18 protein-coding genes and 1 pseudogene are annotated in these 18,345 nt (G+C 56.1%); 12 read left to right on the top strand and 7 right to left on the bottom strand.

Annotated features, from left to right (window positions below):
* Positions 1–264: 264 nt before the first annotated feature.
* Both OC71_RS03555 and OC71_RS03550 read right to left on the bottom strand, forming a co-directional pair.
* A complete protein-coding gene (locus tag OC71_RS03555) occupies positions 265–717 on the bottom strand; it encodes a DUF805 domain-containing protein (protein ID WP_041064266.1) in 453 nt (150 codons plus the stop codon).
* A gap of 15 nt (positions 718–732) precedes the next feature.
* The gene (locus tag OC71_RS03550) at positions 733–1,080 is read right to left on the bottom strand and encodes a DUF4190 domain-containing protein (protein ID WP_041064263.1); all 348 of its coding nucleotides are present in this window, start codon (positions 1,078–1,080) and stop codon (positions 733–735) included.
* 199 nt (positions 1,081–1,279) lie between these two features.
* On the opposite strand from OC71_RS03550, the gene OC71_RS28265 reads away from it, so the two are divergent.
* Both OC71_RS28265 and OC71_RS03545 read left to right on the top strand, forming a co-directional pair.
* Positions 1,280–1,687 carry a hypothetical protein gene (locus tag OC71_RS28265; RefSeq protein WP_161794892.1) on the top strand — a complete coding sequence of 136 codons (408 nt, stop codon included), beginning with the start codon at positions 1,280–1,282 and terminating at the stop codon, positions 1,685–1,687.
* A 116-nt stretch (positions 1,688–1,803) separates the two neighbouring features.
* Entirely contained in the window at positions 1,804–2,982 is a 1,179-nt protein-coding gene (locus tag OC71_RS03545) for a sugar transporter (protein ID WP_041064260.1), read from the top strand.
* Between the two features lie 916 nt (positions 2,983–3,898).
* Here OC71_RS03545 and OC71_RS03540 read toward each other — a convergent pair.
* Genes OC71_RS03540 through OC71_RS03530 form a run of 3 tightly spaced genes read right to left on the bottom strand, consistent with a single transcriptional unit; the run spans position 3,899 to position 5,854 of the window.
* Positions 3,899–4,354: a MaoC family dehydratase gene (locus OC71_RS03540; RefSeq protein ID WP_041064257.1), complete on the bottom strand. Its 456-nt coding sequence runs from the start codon at positions 4,352–4,354 to the stop codon at positions 3,899–3,901.
* Between the two features lie 16 nt (positions 4,355–4,370).
* Positions 4,371–5,204 (bottom strand): 3-methyl-2-oxobutanoate hydroxymethyltransferase, encoded by an 834-nt coding sequence (panB, locus tag OC71_RS03535; protein ID WP_041064254.1) that lies wholly within the window; start codon positions 5,202–5,204, stop codon positions 4,371–4,373.
* A 14-nt stretch (positions 5,205–5,218) separates the two neighbouring features.
* On the bottom strand, positions 5,219–5,854 hold the full coding sequence (locus OC71_RS03530; protein ID WP_217436761.1) for a LysE family translocator: 636 nt from the start codon (positions 5,852–5,854) through the stop codon (positions 5,219–5,221).
* A gap of 117 nt (positions 5,855–5,971) precedes the next feature.
* Here OC71_RS03530 and OC71_RS03525 point away from each other — a divergent pair, with 117 nt between their 5' ends.
* Positions 5,972–6,427 carry an Lrp/AsnC family transcriptional regulator gene (locus OC71_RS03525; RefSeq protein WP_041064251.1) on the top strand — a complete coding sequence of 152 codons (456 nt, stop codon included), beginning with the start codon at positions 5,972–5,974 and terminating at the stop codon, positions 6,425–6,427.
* 292 nt (positions 6,428–6,719) lie between these two features.
* Here OC71_RS03525 and OC71_RS03520 read toward each other — a convergent pair.
* Positions 6,720–7,191, bottom strand: a pseudogene (locus tag OC71_RS03520) (LysR substrate-binding domain-containing protein); the annotation flags it as partial.
* A gap of 54 nt (positions 7,192–7,245) precedes the next feature.
* On the opposite strand from OC71_RS03520, the gene OC71_RS27465 reads away from it, so the two are divergent.
* The 7 genes from OC71_RS27465 (at position 7,246) to OC71_RS03490 (ending at position 15,531) form a co-directional block, all read left to right on the top strand.
* The gene (locus tag OC71_RS27465) at positions 7,246–7,548 is read left to right on the top strand and encodes a hypothetical protein (protein WP_368040840.1); all 303 of its coding nucleotides are present in this window, start codon (positions 7,246–7,248) and stop codon (positions 7,546–7,548) included.
* A gap of 79 nt (positions 7,549–7,627) precedes the next feature.
* Complete coding sequence (locus OC71_RS03515; protein ID WP_041064248.1) at positions 7,628–8,500, top strand: AraC family transcriptional regulator; 873 nt, start codon at positions 7,628–7,630, stop codon at positions 8,498–8,500.
* Between the two features lie 148 nt (positions 8,501–8,648).
* Complete coding sequence (locus OC71_RS03510) at positions 8,649–9,917, top strand: DUF1479 domain-containing protein (RefSeq protein WP_041064245.1); 1,269 nt, start codon at positions 8,649–8,651, stop codon at positions 9,915–9,917.
* A 58-nt stretch (positions 9,918–9,975) separates the two neighbouring features.
* The gene (locus OC71_RS03505; RefSeq protein WP_041064242.1) at positions 9,976–11,256 is read left to right on the top strand and encodes an ABC transporter substrate-binding protein; all 1,281 of its coding nucleotides are present in this window, start codon (positions 9,976–9,978) and stop codon (positions 11,254–11,256) included.
* A gap of 280 nt (positions 11,257–11,536) precedes the next feature.
* A complete protein-coding gene (locus tag OC71_RS03500) occupies positions 11,537–12,874 on the top strand; it encodes an aromatic acid/H+ symport family MFS transporter (protein WP_041064238.1) in 1,338 nt (445 codons plus the stop codon).
* 23 nt (positions 12,875–12,897) lie between these two features.
* The gene (locus tag OC71_RS03495; protein ID WP_041064233.1) at positions 12,898–14,160 is read left to right on the top strand and encodes a gallate dioxygenase; all 1,263 of its coding nucleotides are present in this window, start codon (positions 12,898–12,900) and stop codon (positions 14,158–14,160) included.
* 123 nt (positions 14,161–14,283) lie between these two features.
* Positions 14,284–15,531: an OprD family porin gene (locus OC71_RS03490; protein ID WP_041064230.1), complete on the top strand. Its 1,248-nt coding sequence runs from the start codon at positions 14,284–14,286 to the stop codon at positions 15,529–15,531.
* On the opposite strand, the gene OC71_RS03485 is transcribed toward OC71_RS03490, so the two are convergent.
* Positions 15,506–16,741, bottom strand: a complete 1,236-nt coding sequence (locus tag OC71_RS03485; protein ID WP_041064227.1) for a LysR family transcriptional regulator — start codon at positions 16,739–16,741, stop codon at positions 15,506–15,508. The two genes, OC71_RS03490 and OC71_RS03485, sit on opposite strands and share 26 nt — an antisense overlap.
* A 155-nt stretch (positions 16,742–16,896) precedes the next feature.
* Between OC71_RS03485 and galB the strand changes: the two genes are divergently transcribed.
* Positions 16,897–17,631 (top strand): 4-oxalmesaconate hydratase, encoded by a 735-nt coding sequence (gene galB, locus OC71_RS03480; RefSeq protein WP_041064224.1) that lies wholly within the window; start codon positions 16,897–16,899, stop codon positions 17,629–17,631.
* Positions 17,628–18,344 carry a 4-carboxy-4-hydroxy-2-oxoadipate aldolase/oxaloacetate decarboxylase gene (locus OC71_RS03475; RefSeq protein WP_041064221.1) on the top strand — a complete coding sequence of 239 codons (717 nt, stop codon included), beginning with the start codon at positions 17,628–17,630 and terminating at the stop codon, positions 18,342–18,344. The genes galB and OC71_RS03475 overlap by 4 nt, the downstream gene beginning before the upstream one ends.
* Position 18,345: the final 1 nt, after the last annotated feature.

Here is an 18,345-nt window from a genome sequence, read left to right as displayed (position 1 = left end):
CGCCAATGTATTGAAGATGGGCGGATGATGCTCGGCGGGCTGTGATGGCACGAATCGAATGAAGCAAAGGTAACTATCATTCGGAATGATATAAGAGCGATTCTAGCCCTCTAGCATGCACCTTTCGTTAGGGTGCTATCAATTGGTTTGATGACAAATGTGTGTTGCGCCGCCAGTAAAAATCCAGCGGCGGCTTCAGGAACAGAATTCACAAACAAAGAGACGGCCATGAAGGCCGTCTCGTTCAACGTGATGCGAAGTGACTCAATTGTTGCCTTTGCGGTTCGGCCCGAAACGGTTCGGACCTGGCTGGCTGTCTTGCACCAGGAACACCAGGTTGACGATCGGCAGCAGCAACCACCAGCCGCTACGGTCAGTGTCGTGCATACGGCGCGCGCCCACTGCGATGCTCGGCAGCAACATCGCCAGGCTGTACAGGTTGTAGAGCAAGCCCTTGGTGTTGAGCATGGCGTCGAGAACGCCCATGACAATGCAGATACCCATGTTGATCAGCACAAACATCCAGTACTCGCGGCGGGTGGCGCGGCCTTTGAATTCGGCGTAATTCTTCAGCGCTTCCACGTAAGGATTGCCCGTCGTAATGGCGGGGCCGCTTGCATAGGACGGTTGAACAGCCTGAGGTGCACCGCACTGTGGGCATGCCACGGCCAGGCTACTAATTTCCTTGGCGCAACCACGGCAGAAAACCAAGCTCATATTTTTTCCCTAAAATTATTCAATCGATAGACAGGACAAAACGAACGCGGCAAGGCCAGACAAAACGATGCCGGCGATCGCGAGGTTTCTTCCTGGGTGTTTTTGGTTGATACAGACGATGCCGCAAGTGAGGCCCGCAAGGCTGAGGATGCCCACACCGACAATCGCATCCCTGTCCCATTCGGAATCATCAAACAGGTTGAGTGCGCTGATAATCCCGAGGATCAATGAAACGATGGCCAGCCAGGGTGTTTCGGCTTGCGTTTGCGGCACGGAGGCCTGTTGGGGCGCCCCGCATTGGGGGCAGGTGAGCGCCGTTTCATGTAGCTCCTTGGCGCAAGCACGACAATAGACCATTGCCATCGTTTTCCTTAACTGAGTGCAAATGCCCGATCCTCCAGCGGTCGGGGCGGCGGTAAGTTAAACTTTATTACCGGATTTGTCATTATCACTTTGCCATCATTGCTGCCGTGGCTGTGCGGGGACTCAAGGACTGAAGGCTATCGGGATTGTGGAAGCGTCTGGAGCGGTGCCAGCCAGCGAGGCCATTTACCGATTCGGCATGGTCGAACGCTTCACCGGCTCCTTGCTGCTCAAGATACGTCGCGCAGCACGAACCGCATTTCCATGCGCGGCGATTGCAACGCCCAGGCGTGCCAATAAAGCTCTACACGATGGGTCCAGGCCCGGCGCCAGTGCTGCTGATATCCAGCACGATATAGCTGAATGCCAATATCAGGCCAAGGCTGCGAGCGCCAGCTACCATTCGACCCCGGCAGCGAACGATAAAACCCAAGGCATGGGCAGTGCCGTGGGCGACGGGATTATCATCGCGGAAAAACTGATCGACCTGAAGAATGACTGCATGCTGGTCAAAGTTTACTTGGCCAGTGAACAAGGCAGCTTGTTTGATCAAGACCTCGTATGCTTCTACCGCATTGGATCAGATCAGTGTGGCTTGACCCTCTGATGATGCGTCCCCCTAAACGTCGAAACATTCGGCAATCGGTACCAAGACACCGACAGATGGGCACAGATCGCTTGCGTACATTCACGCGCGATCATCGACGAGTAATACGACGTTCAATGAGTGATTCTACGGCGACAAACACCGGCAACTGGTACGCAGTCATTGCCCTGGCATTGGCCGCGTTTGTGTTCAACACCACCGAGTTTGTGCCTGTCGGGCTGTTGAGCTCGATCGGCAGCAGCTTCGACATGTCGACGGCGCAGGTCGGTCTGATGCTGACCATTTACGCGTGGGTGGTGTCTCTGACGTCGCTGCCGATCATGCTGCTGACGCGCAACGTCGAGCGACGCAAACTGTTGCTCGTGCTGTTCGCTATGTTTATCGCCAGCCACATTCTGTCGGGTCTGGCGACCAGCTTCGGGGTGCTGCTGGTGAGCCGGATCGGCGTGGCGCTATCGCATGCGCTGTTCTGGTCGATCACCGCTTCTCTGGCCGTGCGTCTGGCTCCACCGGGCAAGCAGGTTCAGGCGCTGGGCTTGCTCGCAACCGGTACTTCGCTGGCGATGGTGCTGGGCATTCCTCTCGGCCGCTTGCTGGGCGAGGCGATGGGGTGGCGCACAACCTTTATCGTGATTGCGGGCTTCGCGGCGGCGCTGGTGTTCTGTCTGGCGAAGGTGCTGCCGTTGCTGCCCAGCCAGAACTCGGGCTCGCTCAAGAGCCTGCCCATATTGCTGAAGCGACCTGCGCTGGTAGCCGTTTATGTCCTGACAGCTCTGGTGGTGACTGCACAGTTCACCGCCTACAGCTACATCGAGCCGTTCGTACTGACCGTGGCCAACATGAGCGGTGATGTGGTGACGCTCCTGCTGTTGTTATTCGGCGGCGCCGGCATTTTCGGCTCGCTGCTGTTCAGCTATTTGCACAGCTATAACCCGCAACGTTTTCTGATCATCTGCGTATCGGTGCTCGCCTTGTGCCTGGCGTTGCTGTTGCCGTTCAGCGGCAACGTCTCATACCTCGGCGTGCTGAGTGTGTTCTGGGGCATGGCGATCATGGGCTTCGGGCTGGCGCTGCAGTCGAAAGTCCTGGTGCTGGCGCCGGACGCCACCGACGTGGCGATGGCGCTGTTTTCCGGGATCTACAACATCGGCATCGGCGGCGGGGCACTGGTGGGGAGCTGGGTCGGCAGCCAGTTCGGCTTTGCTTACGTCGGGCTTGTCGGCGGGATGCTGGCGGCGTTGGCGTTGTCGTCTTTCTGCGTGTCGATCTATCGCATCAGCCGGCCCAGGACTTGAGCCTTTGGCTGCCTGCTTAATGTGCAGGCAGCTCAAGGCTGTCTGGATCACCGAAAAACATTTTTACTTGGCTCTAGGAAGCTGTTTTCAGACGGAGAAAATTCAACTGTGCCCCCAGTTTTGCCCCCACTGGCGCGGGATATACGAGCGATCGAGATTGGCGATCTCTGAGGCGTGCCAGGGTGGTCGTCGATGGCTTTCAGTGTTGCTCCTCATCGGATCTGGGTGGGAGAGGGCAGGGCTCAGGAAGGACCAGCTAATCCGCTCTAGGTCGACAACAGCAACTCCGATCGGCTGTGTTCGACCGAATATTTGTATCCGCGTAATTGGTTTGCTGGGCTTGGAGGTTTCTACGGAACCAGTGGCGATTCAGGAGGTGGAACGACAGCTGACCGTTGCACTACGTCAACGGCTCAGCGAAGCGGCTCAAGTGTCCAGCGACGATTTTGGATTTGTATTAGACGAACGCTAAAAGTATACCGATGTCATTCGGCCGGCATGATGGTTAAAGCGTCCTCTGCTATCAGCCAAAAGCGGTAATCTGCGTTTTATAAAGTGCGAGTTAAGCAGCAAGCCTTTCGCAGGCTTTAGGTGATTATTCCAGTTTGATCGCCTCTATCCCCTCATGCTACGGCTCATTAGGCGTTGGTCTCTCAGAGGGTAGAGGCACCAAGCTTGGGGTTCGCCACGTGAAATAAAGCATCAGGGTCGCGACTAGTGCAAAGGGCAATCCCACCCATAGCGATACCTTGTAGGCCAGTAATACTCCCGCAGCGCCACCAACGAAAGCAGCTAGCAGGAGAAAGTAGGCGTCTTCAATTCCCCTTCCTGGTCTAACAATAAATGTTACTAAGTCTTGCATGCGTGGTTCCTATATAAGAGGTGTTTTTGGCATGTCTTGGCCACCGCTATAAATCTAAGTTTCATCAATTTTTATTGATGCGAGTAGATTCCTCTCGGTGTCAGTGGGGATCAGCCCTGTTGTGTCTGCGAGCAAGACAGCCTGGCCGTTAATGTTGTTCACGGTTACCTCGGCTCGCGCTCGATTACCGTCATCAATCCCCATGATTTTCCACACGCAAGTCAGCTCATCACCAATGTAAACGGGGCGCTTGAAGCGAAAATTCATAGAGGTGGCCAGCCACCCCAATTGCCCTCCAATTTCCGTAATCAGCGTCGCAGTCAGCAAGCCATGAGCGATGACACCATCAAAGCCTTTTGCTTCCGCGTACATAGCGTTGGAATGCACCGGGTTGTGGTCGCGCGATAGCACCTCAAACTGAACGATATCTGCGTGCGAAAAAGTGCGTTTGATTTCGAAAGTATCGCCTTCCTTAAGTCCTTCAATTGCTTTCTGGCGCATTGCGTTCATTGGCATCTCCGACGATTTAAAACGTATGGTCAATCCCTGGGAATGAGCCAGACTCGACGTCTTTAGCAAAGGCTTGTGCAGCGTCACCCATCACCTTTCTCATATCCGCATACTGTTTGACGAATCGCGGCAATTGACCATCACGAAGCCCTACCATGTCCTGCCAGACGAGTACCTGGGCATCGCAGCCAACACCTGCACCGATTCCGACGGTAGGGATGGAGACTGTCTCGGTGATCCTCGTAGCCACGTCTCCTGGCACCATTTCAATAAGCAGGCCAAACGCCCCTGCACGCTCGAAGGCAACGCTCAAGTTAATCAAACTCTGAGCGTCCTCGCCCTTGCCTTGAATGCGGTATCCGCCCAGCTGGTGTTCTGCCTGCGGGGTAAAACCGATATGAGCCATAACTGGAATGCCTGCGCCTACCAACTTCTCAACCTGCGCAAGCATTTCGATCCCACCTTCGAGCTTTACGGCATGAGCGCCGCCTTCCTTCATGAAACGGGCTGCGGTATGGAAACATTGTTCAGGCGATCCCTGATAAGAGCCAAAAGGCAAATCCGCAATGACCAACGCCCGCTCAGTAGCGCGCGAAACCGCCCTGACCAGAGGCAGCATCTCGTCAACTGTTACCGGCAACGTCGAGTCGTGCCCATAAACGTTGTTGGCGGCGGAATCGCCTACGAGCAGTACCGGAATTCCTGCTGCCTCAAACACCGACGCGGCGTACATGTCATAAGCAGTCAACATGGCCCATTTTTGACCCCGTGCCTTCATGTCTTGTAAATGTGGAATTCTTACCCTGCCGAGACGAGGGCTGTTATAGGGGGCGGTGATTTGATCAGACATTTTGCTTCCTTAATTCAAATGGTCAGCCGTTCGGCAGCAAGAACCACAGCAATGACGATCATCGCGGCTCCCGATATCCGGCTCACATAGGTAGCCGCTGCTGGACGTGAAGCAAGCACCGCTCCGGCGCCGTAGCCAACCGCAAGATAGATGACGCCGCAACTGAAACCGTGGATCAAACCTAACGCGATAATCTGAGCCCCTACTGGCCACCCCGCTGACGCATCAGTGAACTGAGGTAGCAGTGCCAGGAACAACAAAAGAACTTTCGGGTTGAGACCGCTGACGCACAGTCCTTTTATCGCCCAGGCCATCCAGCTACTGTCACCGCTGGATGCTCCTTGAGCAGGCAACGAAGGCTTTAGCAACATGTTGAAGCCGAGCCATAGGAGATAGGCCGCCCCCATTAGCGTTAATGTCAGCAACGCATGGGGTATTTTGACCAACACCCCGCCCACGCCTCCAGCGACGATCAACGTGGCCAAAAGGTGACCGGAAAGCATGCCGACTACGGCGGGTAGAACACGACCTCGCAGACCTGCCGATATCGAGTAGGCCCAGTCGACTCCAGGCGTGATAACAAACAAAAATGATACGGCCCAGAAGGCCATCATCAAAGACACTGTCACGATCAAATCCTTCTTTTTCATCAGTTCAGTGCGCCGTTTACCGCCCTGAAACACTGTCTTGGAAGGATAAAGAATGCCACGTGGTATTATCTTTCGAAGATATACGCAAAGGCGGACTTAATTAGAAGGTTTTTCTGAATGGATCGAATTGATAAGAAGATTCTTGCGCAGCTACAGCAGGATGGTCGCCAGTCGCTGACAGAATTGGCAGACCGCGTAGGTCTCAGTTTGTCTCCATGCCATCGACGTGTTCGGGCGATGGAGGACGCAGGCGTTATCAAAGGGTACCGTGCTCAGCTATCGGCGACCGAGATAGGTCTGAATTTCTCGTCCCTGGTATTCGTAACCCTTCGAGAGGGGCACCAAAAGGCGGTAGCAGATTTCGAAAATGCTCTACCGCGAATTCCTTATATAGTCCAAGCACAAAGACTTTTTGGCGATCCTGATTATCTGCTGATGGTGGTGACAGCAGATCTCCCAGCCTTTCAGAAGCTTTACGATGAAGAACTGTCTAGGCTACCTAACGTACAGCGTCTCACATCGACGTTAGTGATGAAGCACGTCATCACAGACCGTCCTCTGCCTCTAGAATAAGAGCTCAAGCAATACGGGAGAGTCAGTGGGAAGCAGTCATACGTTTGTCGAATCGTCCGATGCTGAGATACGACTACTTGTCTCGAACAAAGACTGTTGCATAGGGTCGTCTATGGCTGATAGCTGCTGCTGTTGAACGACCGGTTGAACCTACAGCCAATAGCTACCACTCAAAGTCAGCAGTAATCGCCCTATTGCAGCCGGTCGCTTCCGGCTGCAACCGATCAAAAGCATTTGCTCATTTACGGGGTTATGGGGCGGATAAAGCTCATGCGCCTTGAAGGTCGATGACTCAGCGCTTGTAGAGTAACGCTTCAACTACAACACCAAACGCTGATGAATGTTCACGACGATTCGGGTAGTAAAGGTGGTAACCGGCAAAAGGTTGGCACCAGTCCTCAAGTACCCCCAACAGTGTGCTGTTGGCCAACTGGCTCATGACCATATCTTCCGGTAGAAACGCGAGCCCCCAGCCTGCCTCCGCCGCACGCCAGATCGGCATGCTGCTGTTGAACGTCTATTGCCACTCAACGCGCACCTTGAGTTCGTGGCCGTCTTTTTCAAATCAGGCTGCCATGGGTAGGCAGGCGCAGATTGATGGAGTTGTGCGCAGCCAGATCGCTCGGTCCCTTCGGGATCAGTCGGTGCTTGAAATACTCGGGAGAACCTACTACCGCGATGCGCAATGACGGGCCGATCGGCACGGCAATCACGTCCTTCTCCACCTGATCGCCCAGACGCACGCCGGCGTCATAGCGCTGTGCATTACCACCGGCACTGCGGAAAGCCTATATCAACCCGATGGCATTCATGGGTGTATGAGTCACATTCTATTGCCCATCCACGATGGGATGTTTCGCTACCTCGGATTCGAGGTTCTTCCTCCTTTTGTCGCATGGATGCCTGGCAGCGTTTCACTTGAGGTGCGCAACGATTACCTGGCTGCTTACGAAACCAGGGTGCGAGTACTTCCAGCTACGCAAACACTGTTCTTCCACCCACGCGAGGATTACGGTAGCGACCAGCGATTGAAACCAAGCGTGCTGGCGCGCTCTGGTTTTCAATGGAATCCTTCTGCAGGTCAATGTCATGATCAGGCGGCCGACGATTTTACGCGTTGAGATCTCGTCAGCTCACTGCAGAAGTAGTGGGTGTTACGATGATGGCGATACAAGTCCCTTGCTAGGCCGAGTCGATGTCATGAAACCCAGCTTCGAGAAAGTACCCACAGAGGCTGCAACCTCTTGGACGCTATTGAACAGGCGTTTGCCGGATGCGATTCCATTCGAGTGGCATCATCATCCCGAATATGAGTTGACACTCACGCTCAATAGTCGCGGCCATCGCTACATCAGTAATGACGTAGCGCGCTATGACGATGGAGACCTGATTCTTGTAGGGCCGAATATTCCTCATAGCTGGTCTTCAGCGGAGCGTATTGATGAGGATCAGCCGCATGTTGCCTTGGTTATCTGGTTTTCCGCTGCTTGGGCCGACTCGCTTGTGACATTGTTTCCGGAAATGGCTGCGGTTCGCCCATTGCTGGCGGCAGCTCAACACGCGGTGAGTTTCAGTGGTAGGGCCTTCAGTGAAGTACGCTCCTCCATCGAGGCAATGGTCAATCAGACGCCGCCCCAGCGCTTGATCGCATTGCTAACGGTGCTCGACAGGCTGGCAAGAGATGCTGATGCTACTCGGATCCTGCCGACGCCAGGCGGGCAGGCCGGTGATCAGATTGTCGAAGACGCGCGTATTCATCGAGTTCTGCATTACCTACATGGTAACTACGCCCGGGCAATCAATGTTGCCGAGTTAGCAGAGCTGGCCTGCGTCAGTCTGTCTGCTTTCCATCGAATGTTTCGCCGGCATACACGCTGTACCGCCTTGGACTATATCGTTCGACTGCGCATCGGCCATGCCTGTGCGTTGCTGATGCAGGGCGACTCGCCGGTATCGATAATAGCGGAGGAGGTGGGCTACTCGTCGCTGGCATTATTCAACCGCCAGTTCAAGGCGTTGAAAGGGCTGACACCTTCCGCGTTTCGTCAAACGCACAGCCATCATTTTCAGTGAAGGTCAGAAATCTAGTGGGTTGATACTCCGATCGTATTGGCTCAAAACGCCATTATCGTACTAGTCGACGCTTCAAATGAGGCTGCCGTGTGCTTATTTAAAAGTGGTTCCATACCTGCATGAATAACAAAAACAGCAGGTAGTTCCCATGAGTAAATACCGTGCCTTCGAAAGCGAAACGCTTCCGCAAGATTATCGAGACAGCATCGTCAAAATGAAGCGCGCCTTGCGCGCGCAGATCGGCGACGTTGAATCTTTGTTTGAACAAGTTAGCGAATTCATCGTTGCTGAAATCGACTCAATCAAGGCGCAGGAGGCGCTAACCGGTTCGGCTTGGCCGATCCTTGAGTTCGAGGATATCGCGGTCGGGAAAGTGAGTGCGGACCAGTTGGCGCTAATCAAGCGGCGTGGTTGCGTCGTGCTCAGAAACCATTTTCCTCGAGAGCAGGTTTTGGGGTGGGACGAGAGGCTTTTGGATTACCTTGACCGCAATCACTTCGATGCAATTTATCGTGGTCCAGCGGACCAGTTTTTCGGAAGCCTGGAGGCATCGCGTCCAGAAATTTTTCCGATCTATTGGTCGGAGTCGCAGATGCAGTTGCGTCAGGATGAGCGCATGGGGGCCGCACAATCTTTTCTGAATCGTCTTTGGAAGATCCATTCTCAAGGGCGGCAATGGTTCAACCCTGATATCAATGCCCTATACCCGGATCGAGTACGGCGTCGACCTCCGGGAACACATTCAAAAGGTCTCGGGCCACACACCGACTCGGGCGCCTTGGAGCGATGGCTGCACCCAGCCTACCTGAAGGTATTCGACAAAATTTACAGCAACGATTTCAGCGCCTACGACCCTTGGGACGCAGCCTTCCGTACTGAAGTTGATGAGTACGCCTACAAAGATACGGTCAAGTGCTCTGCGTTCCGCACGTTTCAAGGCTGGACCGCGTTATCGGATATGAACGCCGATCAGGGGGTACTGCATACCTTGCCGATCCCCAAGGCGATGGTTTACATGCTGCTGCGGCCACTGCTGGACGATGTACCTGAGGATGAGCTGTGCGGGGTTGCGCCGGGCAAGGTACTTCCGGTGTCCCGACAGTGGCATCCACTGCTGTTCGAAGGGCTGAGTCCGATTCCGGATGTCCGTGCGGGCGATTCGGTGTGGTGGCATTGCGATGTAATTCACAGTGTCGCACCCGTGGCAAATCAACAAGGCTGGGGCAATGTTATGTACGTTCCGGCTGCACCTATGTGTCAAAAAAACCTGCGTTACGCCAAGGATGTGTTCAGGGCATTCGCGCAGGGTGCATCACCCGACGATTTTCCTCGGGAAGACTATGAAACAACTTGGGAAGGTCGTTTCACCTTGGAGCGTCTGAACGCGCTCGGACGTGCCGGTCTGGGGCTCGAATGATTGCGTGAGACTGAGCGAATAGCCCACTACCTCGATAAAAAAACAATAAGGTACTGACATGAACTCAATGAACCGCCTTGCAGCCATGGTTTCTCTTGCCGCTTTATTTCCTCTTGTGATTCAGGCCGCTGAAACCAAGGGAAACGTTGAAGTCGTTCACTATTGGACCTCCGGGGGCGAGGCCAAATCGGTGGAAGTTTTGAAGAAAATCATCGAGAAAGATGGATTCACTTGGCAGGACAGTGCAGTCGCTGGCGGCGGAGGCAGTGCGGCCATGACTGTGCTGAAAACCCGTGCTGTATCGGGCAATCCTCCCACCGCCGCGCAGATAAAAGCGCCAGATATTCAGGAATGGGGTCGCCTCGATCTTCTTGCCAGCATTGACGACGTCGCCAAGGCGAATAACTGGGACAGCCTGCTTCCCGAGTCCGTCGCCCAAATAATGAAGTACGAGGGGCATTACGTTGCGGTACCGGTGAATATTCATCGCATCAATTGGCTTTGGCTTAACCCTGTCGTTCTGAAGCAGGCGGGTATCTCCGATGTGCCGACCACTCTTGATGAACTTTATGCTGCTGGGGATAAGCTCAAGGCGGCAGGGTTCATAGCTATCGCACATGGCGGTCAGGCCTGGCAGGACACGACAATCTTCGAAAACCTCGTGTTGAGCGTGATGGGCGTTGATGGTTTCAAGAAGGCCTTTATTGATGTCGACGACAGTGTTTTCACCGGGCCGAAAATGATTGAAGTATTCAATGCGCTGCGAAGAATACAGAGTTATCTGGATCCCGATGGCAACGGTCAAGACTGGAATCTGGAAACAGCCAAGGTCATCAATGGCAAAGCAGGCATGCAAATCATGGGGGACTGGGCGAAAAGTGAGTGGAGCGCGGCGGGCAAGTTTGCCGATACAGATTACATTTGTGTGCCATTTCCCGGCTCGCAGGGTGCTTACAGCTATACCATTGATTCACTGGCGATGTTCAAACTTGCCTCGAAGAATGACACCCCTGGCAATATTGCAGCCCGCAACGACCTGGCCAAAGTAGCGCTGGAGCCGTCGTTTCAATATGTTTTCAATCAAAACAAGGGGTCAATACCCGTCATCAAGGGTTTGGACATGAGTCGATTCGATAGCTGTGCACAAGCCTCTGCAAAGGATTTCGCTGCTGCCGAGAAGACTGGTTCACTCGCTCCGAGCATGGCATTCAACATGTCGACTTCTCAGGCGGTGCAGGGCGCTGTGTTCGATGTCGTGACCCACTTCATGAATGACAAGTCCGCCGATGCTGGTAAGGCTGGCAGGCAGTTGCTGGCGGCGATCAAGGCCGCACAATAAATTGCTTTAGTTTTGAGCTGCTCCGTATACCGAATACGGAGCAGCTATTGACGATGCATCTCCTACTAGCGGCTGCTCGTGCCGCAATCATCACCCCCGCTCTACCACGCTCTGTTTATCTCTGTTGATTCCCCGATAAGAAAAATCGATACCCGGTTAATAATTTCCCAGAGGCGAGCGGTATACCTGCGGCTTTACAGTCACCTCCATCGTTTAGCGTGGACGGTCCAATTACAGGCCTCGTCCGTCGGGACTTCTACAAAAATAAGAAGGTGAGAGCATGAGTAGTGAAAGGGTGGATATCAAAGCGTGGATTGACAACCGAAAACTGGTGCCGTACCAGTGGCTGATTATGGGTTTATGTTTTTTCATAGTGCTTTTCGATGGCTTCGACGTCGCGGTGATGGGATTTATTGCCCCCTCGCTGATTCAAGAGTGGGGGCTTTCGAAAGCGGCGTTTGGCCCGGTGATGAGCGCGGGCATGATTGGGCTGGCGATCGGTGCGCTGACCGCTGGCCCTTACGCCGACCGAATCGGCCGCAAAAAAGTACTACTGACGGCGGTGACTGGCTTCAGCGTGCTAAGCCTTGCATGCGCCTTTGCACGTAATCCCTACGAGCTGGCTGCCTTGCGTCTGCTGACCGGTGTGGCGCTGGGCGCAGCATTGCCAAACACCACCACACTGCTTTCCGAGTATCTGCCGGAACGCAATCGGTCACTGTTCATCACGATCATGTTCACCGGATTCAATATGGGGTCGGGGTTGGGCGGATTTCTCGCTGCGTGGTTGATTCCCCATCACGGCTGGCAGTCGGTGTTGCTCGCCGGCGGGATTCTGCCGATGTTGCTGCTGCCCTTGATGTGGCTGTTGCTGCCTGAGTCGGCGCGTTTTCTCGCCGCACGCAACGCGCCCGCCAGCCAGATTGCCAAGGTGCTGAACAAGCTGGGGGGCACGTTCAGCGCAGCGACGAAATTCGTCATTGCCGAACCGCAGACTCAGCAAAAAGCACCGCTGCGCTTGCTCTTCACCGATCACTATCGTTTCGGCACTCTCGCCTTGTGGGCAACTTACTTCATGGGGTTGCTGGTGATCTACCTAACCATGGGCTGGATGCCGACCCTGCTGCGTGAAGGTGGGCTGTCCATCGAACGGGCCGCGACCATCACCGGACTGTTCCAGATTGGCGGTACTGTCGGCGCCATCGTGGTTGGGTGGGCGATGGACCGGCGAAATCCGAACGCGGTGATTGCCACGTCTTACGCTCTGGGTGGCGCTTTCATTCTGCTGCTGGGCGCCTTCAGCCTTGAATCGGGCCTGCTGGCATTCGGCGTGGTGGCGGCAGGTTTCTGTATGAGCGGCGCGCAAACCGGCCTCAATGCTTTCGCACCCGGTTACTACTCGACGGACTGCCGCGCCACGGGCGTCAGCTGGATGCTGGGTATCGGCCGCTTCGGGGCTATCTTTGGTTCGCTCATCGGTGGCGCGGTGCTCAGCCTCGGGTTGGGGTTGCCGCTGCTGTTTGCCCTGTTGAGCGTGCCTGCCTTTATCGCTGCACTGGCGATCCTGGCCAACGGTCATGCACGGCGCCGAGTCAGTCGGGCCTTGCTGGCGCATTAATCTTTTCAATAAAGGAACTCGTTATGGCACGCATCATTGGTGGCCTCGCTGTATCTCACACCCCGACCATCGGCTTTGCAGTCGATCACGATAAGCAGCATGAGGCCGCCTGGGCGCCGATCTTCCGTGGCTTTGAGCCGATCAAGGTGTGGCTGAAGGAGCAGCAACCGGATGTGCTGTTCTATATCTTCAATGACCACGTGACGTCGTTTTTCTTTGATCACTATGGTGCCTTTTCCCTCGGTGTCGATGATCGCTACGAAGTCGCCGATGAGGGCGGCAATCCACGTGAGTTACCGGGGATCGCTGGTCATGCGGCGCTGTCGCGGCACATCGGCGAGAGCCTGGTGGCGGATGAATTCGACATGAGTTTCTTCCGCGACAAACCGCTCGACCATGGCTTCTTCTCGCCGATGTCGGCGCTGTTGCCGTGCGAGCCGGACTGGCCGGTGGAGATCGTGCCGCTGCAGGTTGGCGTGTTGCAGTTCCCGGTGCCGAGTGCGCGGCGTTGCTACAAGTTGGGCCAGGCGCTGCGCCGGGCGATTGAAAGCTACCCCGAGGATCTGAAAGTGGCCATCGTCGCGACCGGCGGTGTTTCCCACCAGGTGCACGGCGAGCGCTGTGGTTTCAACAACCCGGAGTGGGACCAGCAGTTCATTGATCTGTTGGTCAATGATCCCGAGCGGCTGACCGAAATGACCCACGCCGAGTACGCCGCGCTGGGGGGCATGGAAGGTTCGGAAGTGATCACCTGGCTGATCATGCGCGGCGCGCTGTCGGCCACGGTGAAAAACCTGCACCAGGATTACTACCTGCCGTCGATGACCGGCATTGCCACACTGCTGCTGGAAAATCAGGATCGGCCCGTTCCCGTCGACGTCAACACGCGGCACTTGCTGCACATGCAGCATCAGTTGGCGGGTATCGAGAGGCTCGCAGGCACCTATCCGTTCACCCTGGAACGCAGCGCCAAGGGCTATCGGTTGAACAAGTTTTTGCATCGCATGATCGAGCCGCACTGGCGTCAGTGTTTCCTCGACCAACCCGAAGCGCTGTTCGATCAAGCAGGGCTGAGCGATGAAGAGCGGGATCTGCTGCGACGCCGCGACTGGCGCGGATTGATTCACTACGGGGCGATTTTTTTCGTGCTGGAAAAACTCGCTGCCGTGGTCGGGGTGCCGAATCTGCAGATATACGCGGCAATGCGCGGACAAAGCCTCGAGGAATTCATGAAAACCCGTAATCAGCAGGTGCTCTATTCGGTAGCGGGCAAGGCCCCACACTAACGACACGGCGTCATCGGCGGCTCGCTCCGGGCCGCTTCGCAACACCCTTGAATGACTTCACTGCGCCCGGCTCATGCGGGCGTAGCGGACTGCTTCATCCCAAAAAAATGGATAACAATAACAATGAAAATCACCGCCAATACACGCGTAGTCTTCACGCTGTCCGCCGTTTGTGCTCTGCCTGTCGAGGCGAGCGCTGCAGGCTTTGTGGAAGACGCCAGGGCCAATCTCAACCTGCGCAACTTCTACATCAATCGCAACTTCACCAACCCGGCCAATGCGCAGGGCAAAGCCGAGGAATGGACGCAGAATTTCATTCTCGATTTCCGCTCTGGATTCACCCAAGGTGCAGTCGGATTTGGTGTGGATGTGCTGGGCCTGTATTCGCTGAAGCTTGACGGCGGGCAAGGCACGGGAGGCACGCAATTGCTGCCGCTGGACAGTGATGGCCGACCTGCCGATCAATTTGGGCGCCTGGCTGTCGCCGGGAAAATGAAAATCGGCAAGACCGAAATCAAGCTCGGCGAGTGGATGCCAGTGTTGCCGATATTGCGTTCCGACGACGGTCGCTCATTGCCACAAACCTTTCGTGGCGGTCAGGTCACTTCACAGGATATCGCCGGGTTGACCTTGTATGGCGGTCAGTTCCGGCAGAATAGTCCGCGCAACGATTCAAGCATGGAAGACATGTTCATGCAGGGCAAAACCGCGTTTACCTCTGACCGTTTCAACTTCGTCGGCGGCGAATACGCGTTCAACGAAAAGCGCACGATGATCGGCGTGTGGAATGCTCAGCTAAAGGACATCTATCAGCAACAGTATCTGCAACTGGTTCATAGCCAACCACTGGGTGACTGGACGCTGGGCGCCAATCTTGGCTACTTCTGGGGTCGCGAGGATGGCAGTGCCCGCGCAGGCGATCTGGACAACCGCACGTTCTCGGCATTGCTGTCGGCACGCTACGGCGGCAACACGTTTTACCTCGGTTTGCAAAAGCTCAGCGGCGATGATGCCTGGATGCGCGTCAACGGCACCAGCGGCGGAACCTTGGCCAACGACAGCTACAACAACAGCTACGACAATGCGCGGGAGAAATCCTGGCAACTACGCCATGACTACAATTTCGCCGTACTCGGCGTGCCCGGTCTGACCCTGATGAACCGTTACATCAGCGGCGACGACGTGCACAGCGGGGCCGTCACCGACGGTAAGGAATGGGGGCGCGAATCCGAGTTGGGCTACACACTGCAAAGCGGTGCGTTGAAGAACCTCAACCTGCGCTGGCGCAACTCGAGCATTCGCCGCGATTACAGCAGCAATGAGTTCGACGAGAATCGCTTGATCATCAGCTATCCGTTGAACCTGCTTTAAGCGCCTCAGCGGCCTGTGCCTGGATCACCTGGCGGATCATTTCCATCAACGCCTGCGCCACCGGTGAGTGCAGGCAGCCGCTGCGGTAGGTCAGGCCAATGGCTCTGGCGGTCTGTTTCAACTCCAGCGGCAAAATGCACAACTCGCCGCTAGTGATTTCCTGTTCCAGTTGATGCGCTGAAACGGCCGCGAGCATGTCCGAGCGTAACAACAGTCCGCGAATGATCGCCATGTCGGCGCTTTCCACCACCGGGGAAGGCGCCGGAATGCCGAAACCGGCGAAGCATTCCTCGAGCATCGTCCGCGCCGGTGAGCCAGCACGAGGCAATACCCAGCGCGCGTTGCCCAGATGATTCTGCAAATCGCCGTTGCCGCAGAGCGGATGATCACGCCGCGCAAGCACGACCATTTCTTCCGTCAGCAGTGACTCGCCGACCAGGTCGCTGGCATAGGTCGATGAACGCAGCGCACCCAAAATGAAATCCACATCGCCGGCACGCAACTCGGTCGCCAGCAGGTCGAAGGGACTTTCATTGGTGATCACTTGAATGCCGGGATGCTCTGCCATCAGGCGCACGATGGCCTCGGGCAGAATGCGCGTGCGGCCGAGGGGCAGGGCACCGACGTGCACAACACCGTGCAAGGCGCCGCGAAGGGCGGTGATATCGGTGTCGATATGGCGCAACTCGTTCAGCGCACGGCGGATTGCAAACAGGATGTCATGACTGGCGCGGGTCGGCTGCAAGCCGCGTGGCGTGCGCTCGAACAGCGATTGGCCGCAGCCGTTTTCCAGCACTTTCAGCGTCGAACTGACGGCCGGTTGGCTCAGGCCCAGCAGACTGGCCACGGTCTGCATATGGTGGGTTTCACAGAGTTTGATGAACACTTGCAGGCGTCGCGCCTGGAACAGATAAAGCGGTTCAATCGCGGCTTTTTCGCCTAGGCCGAGCAATGTAGGCACGCTCCCAAGCTCCGCCAGCACCCGTCGCGCTCGGGGCAGCAAACGCTCTCCGAAATTGGTCAGACGCATACCGTTGGCATGGCGCTCGAACAGCATTACGCCCAGCCGTTCTTCGAATTCGGAAATGGAGCGGGTGACCACCGATTGCGCCCGGTACAGCGCGACTGAAGCCTTGGAGACGCTGCCGTGATCAGCCACGCGGACGAAGGCGCGCACGTGCATCAGGCTCGGCAGTTCAAGGTTTTCCATGGACAAGGGCTCTGCGGGTCGGCGAATTCGACGACTATGCCGCCGATATTTTCGAGTGGCAATAAAAAAAACGCATACCTCGAACACTCGAACGCATTACTCCGTCGGCGGGGTGCGATGCGATGCTCTTTCGCAACGCTAAAGGAGAATCCGCAATGATCGATTCAACCAAAAACGCGCTGGTCGTCAGCGCCCACTCAGCCGATTTTGTCTGGCGTGCCGGTGGCGCCATCGCTCTGCATGCCCAGCAGGGTTACCACGTTCACATTGTCTGCCTGTCGTTCGGTGAGCGCGGCGAATCCGCCAAGCTGTGGCGCAAGGGCGAGATGAGCGAAGACAAGGTCAAAGCCGCACGTCGCGAAGAGGCTCAGGCCGCCGCCGATATTCTCGGGGCCAGTGTCGAGTTCTTCGATATCGGCGATTACCCGATGCGCGCCGACAAGGAAACCTTGTTCCGCCTTGCCGATGTGTTCCGCCGGGTGCAACCGGAGTTCGTCCTCAGTCACTCGCTCAAGGACCCGTACAACTACGATCACCCGCTGGCCATGAACCTGACGCAGGAGGCGCGCATCATCGCCCAGGCCGAAGGCTATAAACCGGGTGAGAAAATCGTCGGCGCACCGCCGGTCTACAGTTTCGAGCCGCACCAGCCCGAGCAATGCGAATGGCGCCCCGATGTATTGCTCGACATCACGGAGGTCTGGGACAAGAAGTACGCGGCCATCCAGTGCATGGCCGGTCAGGAACATTTGTGGGAGTACTACACGCGCGTTGCCCTGCAGCGCGGTGTGCAAGCCAAACGTAATGTCGGGATCACCTCAACCCGCAACATCGTCTATGGCGAGGGTTATCAGAGTATTTTCCCGCGTGTCACGGAGAATCTGGGATGAGCGAACATATCGGCAAGACTGGCGTTGTCGTGCGCAATATTCAGCGGGCCGAAGCGGCGCTGGTCGATGAGTTGAATCGCTTCGGGGTGGCGACTATTCATGAAGCACAAGGCCGCAAAGGACTGTTCGCGGCTTCGATCAGACCAATTCAACAAGGCTCGGTAATCAGTGGTTCAGCCATCACGGTACTCGTCGCTCCGGGCGACAACTGGATGTTCCATGTGGCCGTCGAACAATGCCGGCCCGGTGATATTCTGGTGGTCGCGCCGAGTTCACCTTGCACAGACGGCTACTTCGGCGACCTTTTGGCCACCTCGCTCAAGGCTCACGGCGTTCGGGCGCTGGTAATTGATGCGGGCGTGCGCGACACCCACACCCTGCGCGAAATGGGCTTCCCGGTCTGGTCCCGCGCCATCAGCCCCCAAGGCACAATCAAAGAAACCCTGGGCTCGGTCAACCTGCCGCTGGTGTGCGGCGGGCAACTGGTGCACCCGGGTGATGTGGTGGTTGCGGATGACGATGGTGTTGTGATCGTGCGACGTACCGAGGTGCAGCAAGTCGTCGAAGCCAGTCGCGCCCGGGCCGACCTGGAGGAACAGAAGGCCTTGCGCTTGGCCAAGGGCGAACTGGGTCTGGACATCTACAACATGCGCGCGCGCTTGGCGGAAAAGGGTTTGCGTTACGTCGACAATCTTGAAGAGCTGGGAGACTGAG

Source organism: Pseudomonas sp. W15Feb9B, from assembly GCF_000828175.1.
GTDB lineage: Bacteria > Pseudomonadota > Gammaproteobacteria > Pseudomonadales > Pseudomonadaceae > Aquipseudomonas > Aquipseudomonas parakoreensis.
Note: the sequence above shows the minus strand (reverse complement) of the source record. Positions and strands in the feature narration are given on the sequence as shown.

Bases quoted from the DNA above. Each gene is read 5' to 3' on its own strand.
- OC71_RS03555 (WP_041064266.1), bottom strand. From the start codon at position 717: ATGAGCTTGGTTTTCTGCCGTGGTTGCGCCAAGGAAATTAGTAGCCTG.
- OC71_RS03550 (WP_041064263.1), bottom strand. From the start codon at position 1,080: ATGGCAATGGTCTATTGTCGTGCTTGCGCCAAGGAGCTACATGAAACG.
- OC71_RS28265 (WP_161794892.1), top strand. From the start codon at position 1,280: ATGGTCGAACGCTTCACCGGCTCCTTGCTGCTCAAGATACGTCGCGCA.
- OC71_RS03545 (WP_041064260.1), top strand. From the start codon at position 1,804: ATGAGTGATTCTACGGCGACAAACACCGGCAACTGGTACGCAGTCATT.
- OC71_RS03540 (WP_041064257.1), bottom strand. From the start codon at position 4,354: ATGAACGCAATGCGCCAGAAAGCAATTGAAGGACTTAAGGAAGGCGAT.
- panB (WP_041064254.1), bottom strand. From the start codon at position 5,204: ATGTCTGATCAAATCACCGCCCCCTATAACAGCCCTCGTCTCGGCAGG.
- OC71_RS03530 (WP_217436761.1), bottom strand. From the start codon at position 5,854: ATGAAAAAGAAGGATTTGATCGTGACAGTGTCTTTGATGATGGCCTTC.
- OC71_RS03525 (WP_041064251.1), top strand. From the start codon at position 5,972: ATGGATCGAATTGATAAGAAGATTCTTGCGCAGCTACAGCAGGATGGT.
- OC71_RS27465 (WP_368040840.1), top strand. From the start codon at position 7,246: ATGAGTCACATTCTATTGCCCATCCACGATGGGATGTTTCGCTACCTC.
- OC71_RS03515 (WP_041064248.1), top strand. From the start codon at position 7,628: ATGAAACCCAGCTTCGAGAAAGTACCCACAGAGGCTGCAACCTCTTGG.
- OC71_RS03510 (WP_041064245.1), top strand. From the start codon at position 8,649: ATGAGTAAATACCGTGCCTTCGAAAGCGAAACGCTTCCGCAAGATTAT.
- OC71_RS03505 (WP_041064242.1), top strand. From the start codon at position 9,976: ATGAACTCAATGAACCGCCTTGCAGCCATGGTTTCTCTTGCCGCTTTA.
- OC71_RS03500 (WP_041064238.1), top strand. From the start codon at position 11,537: ATGAGTAGTGAAAGGGTGGATATCAAAGCGTGGATTGACAACCGAAAA.
- OC71_RS03495 (WP_041064233.1), top strand. From the start codon at position 12,898: ATGGCACGCATCATTGGTGGCCTCGCTGTATCTCACACCCCGACCATC.
- OC71_RS03490 (WP_041064230.1), top strand. From the start codon at position 14,284: ATGAAAATCACCGCCAATACACGCGTAGTCTTCACGCTGTCCGCCGTT.
- OC71_RS03485 (WP_041064227.1), bottom strand. From the start codon at position 16,741: ATGGAAAACCTTGAACTGCCGAGCCTGATGCACGTGCGCGCCTTCGTC.
- galB (WP_041064224.1), top strand. From the start codon at position 16,897: ATGATCGATTCAACCAAAAACGCGCTGGTCGTCAGCGCCCACTCAGCC.
- OC71_RS03475 (WP_041064221.1), top strand. From the start codon at position 17,628: ATGAGCGAACATATCGGCAAGACTGGCGTTGTCGTGCGCAATATTCAG.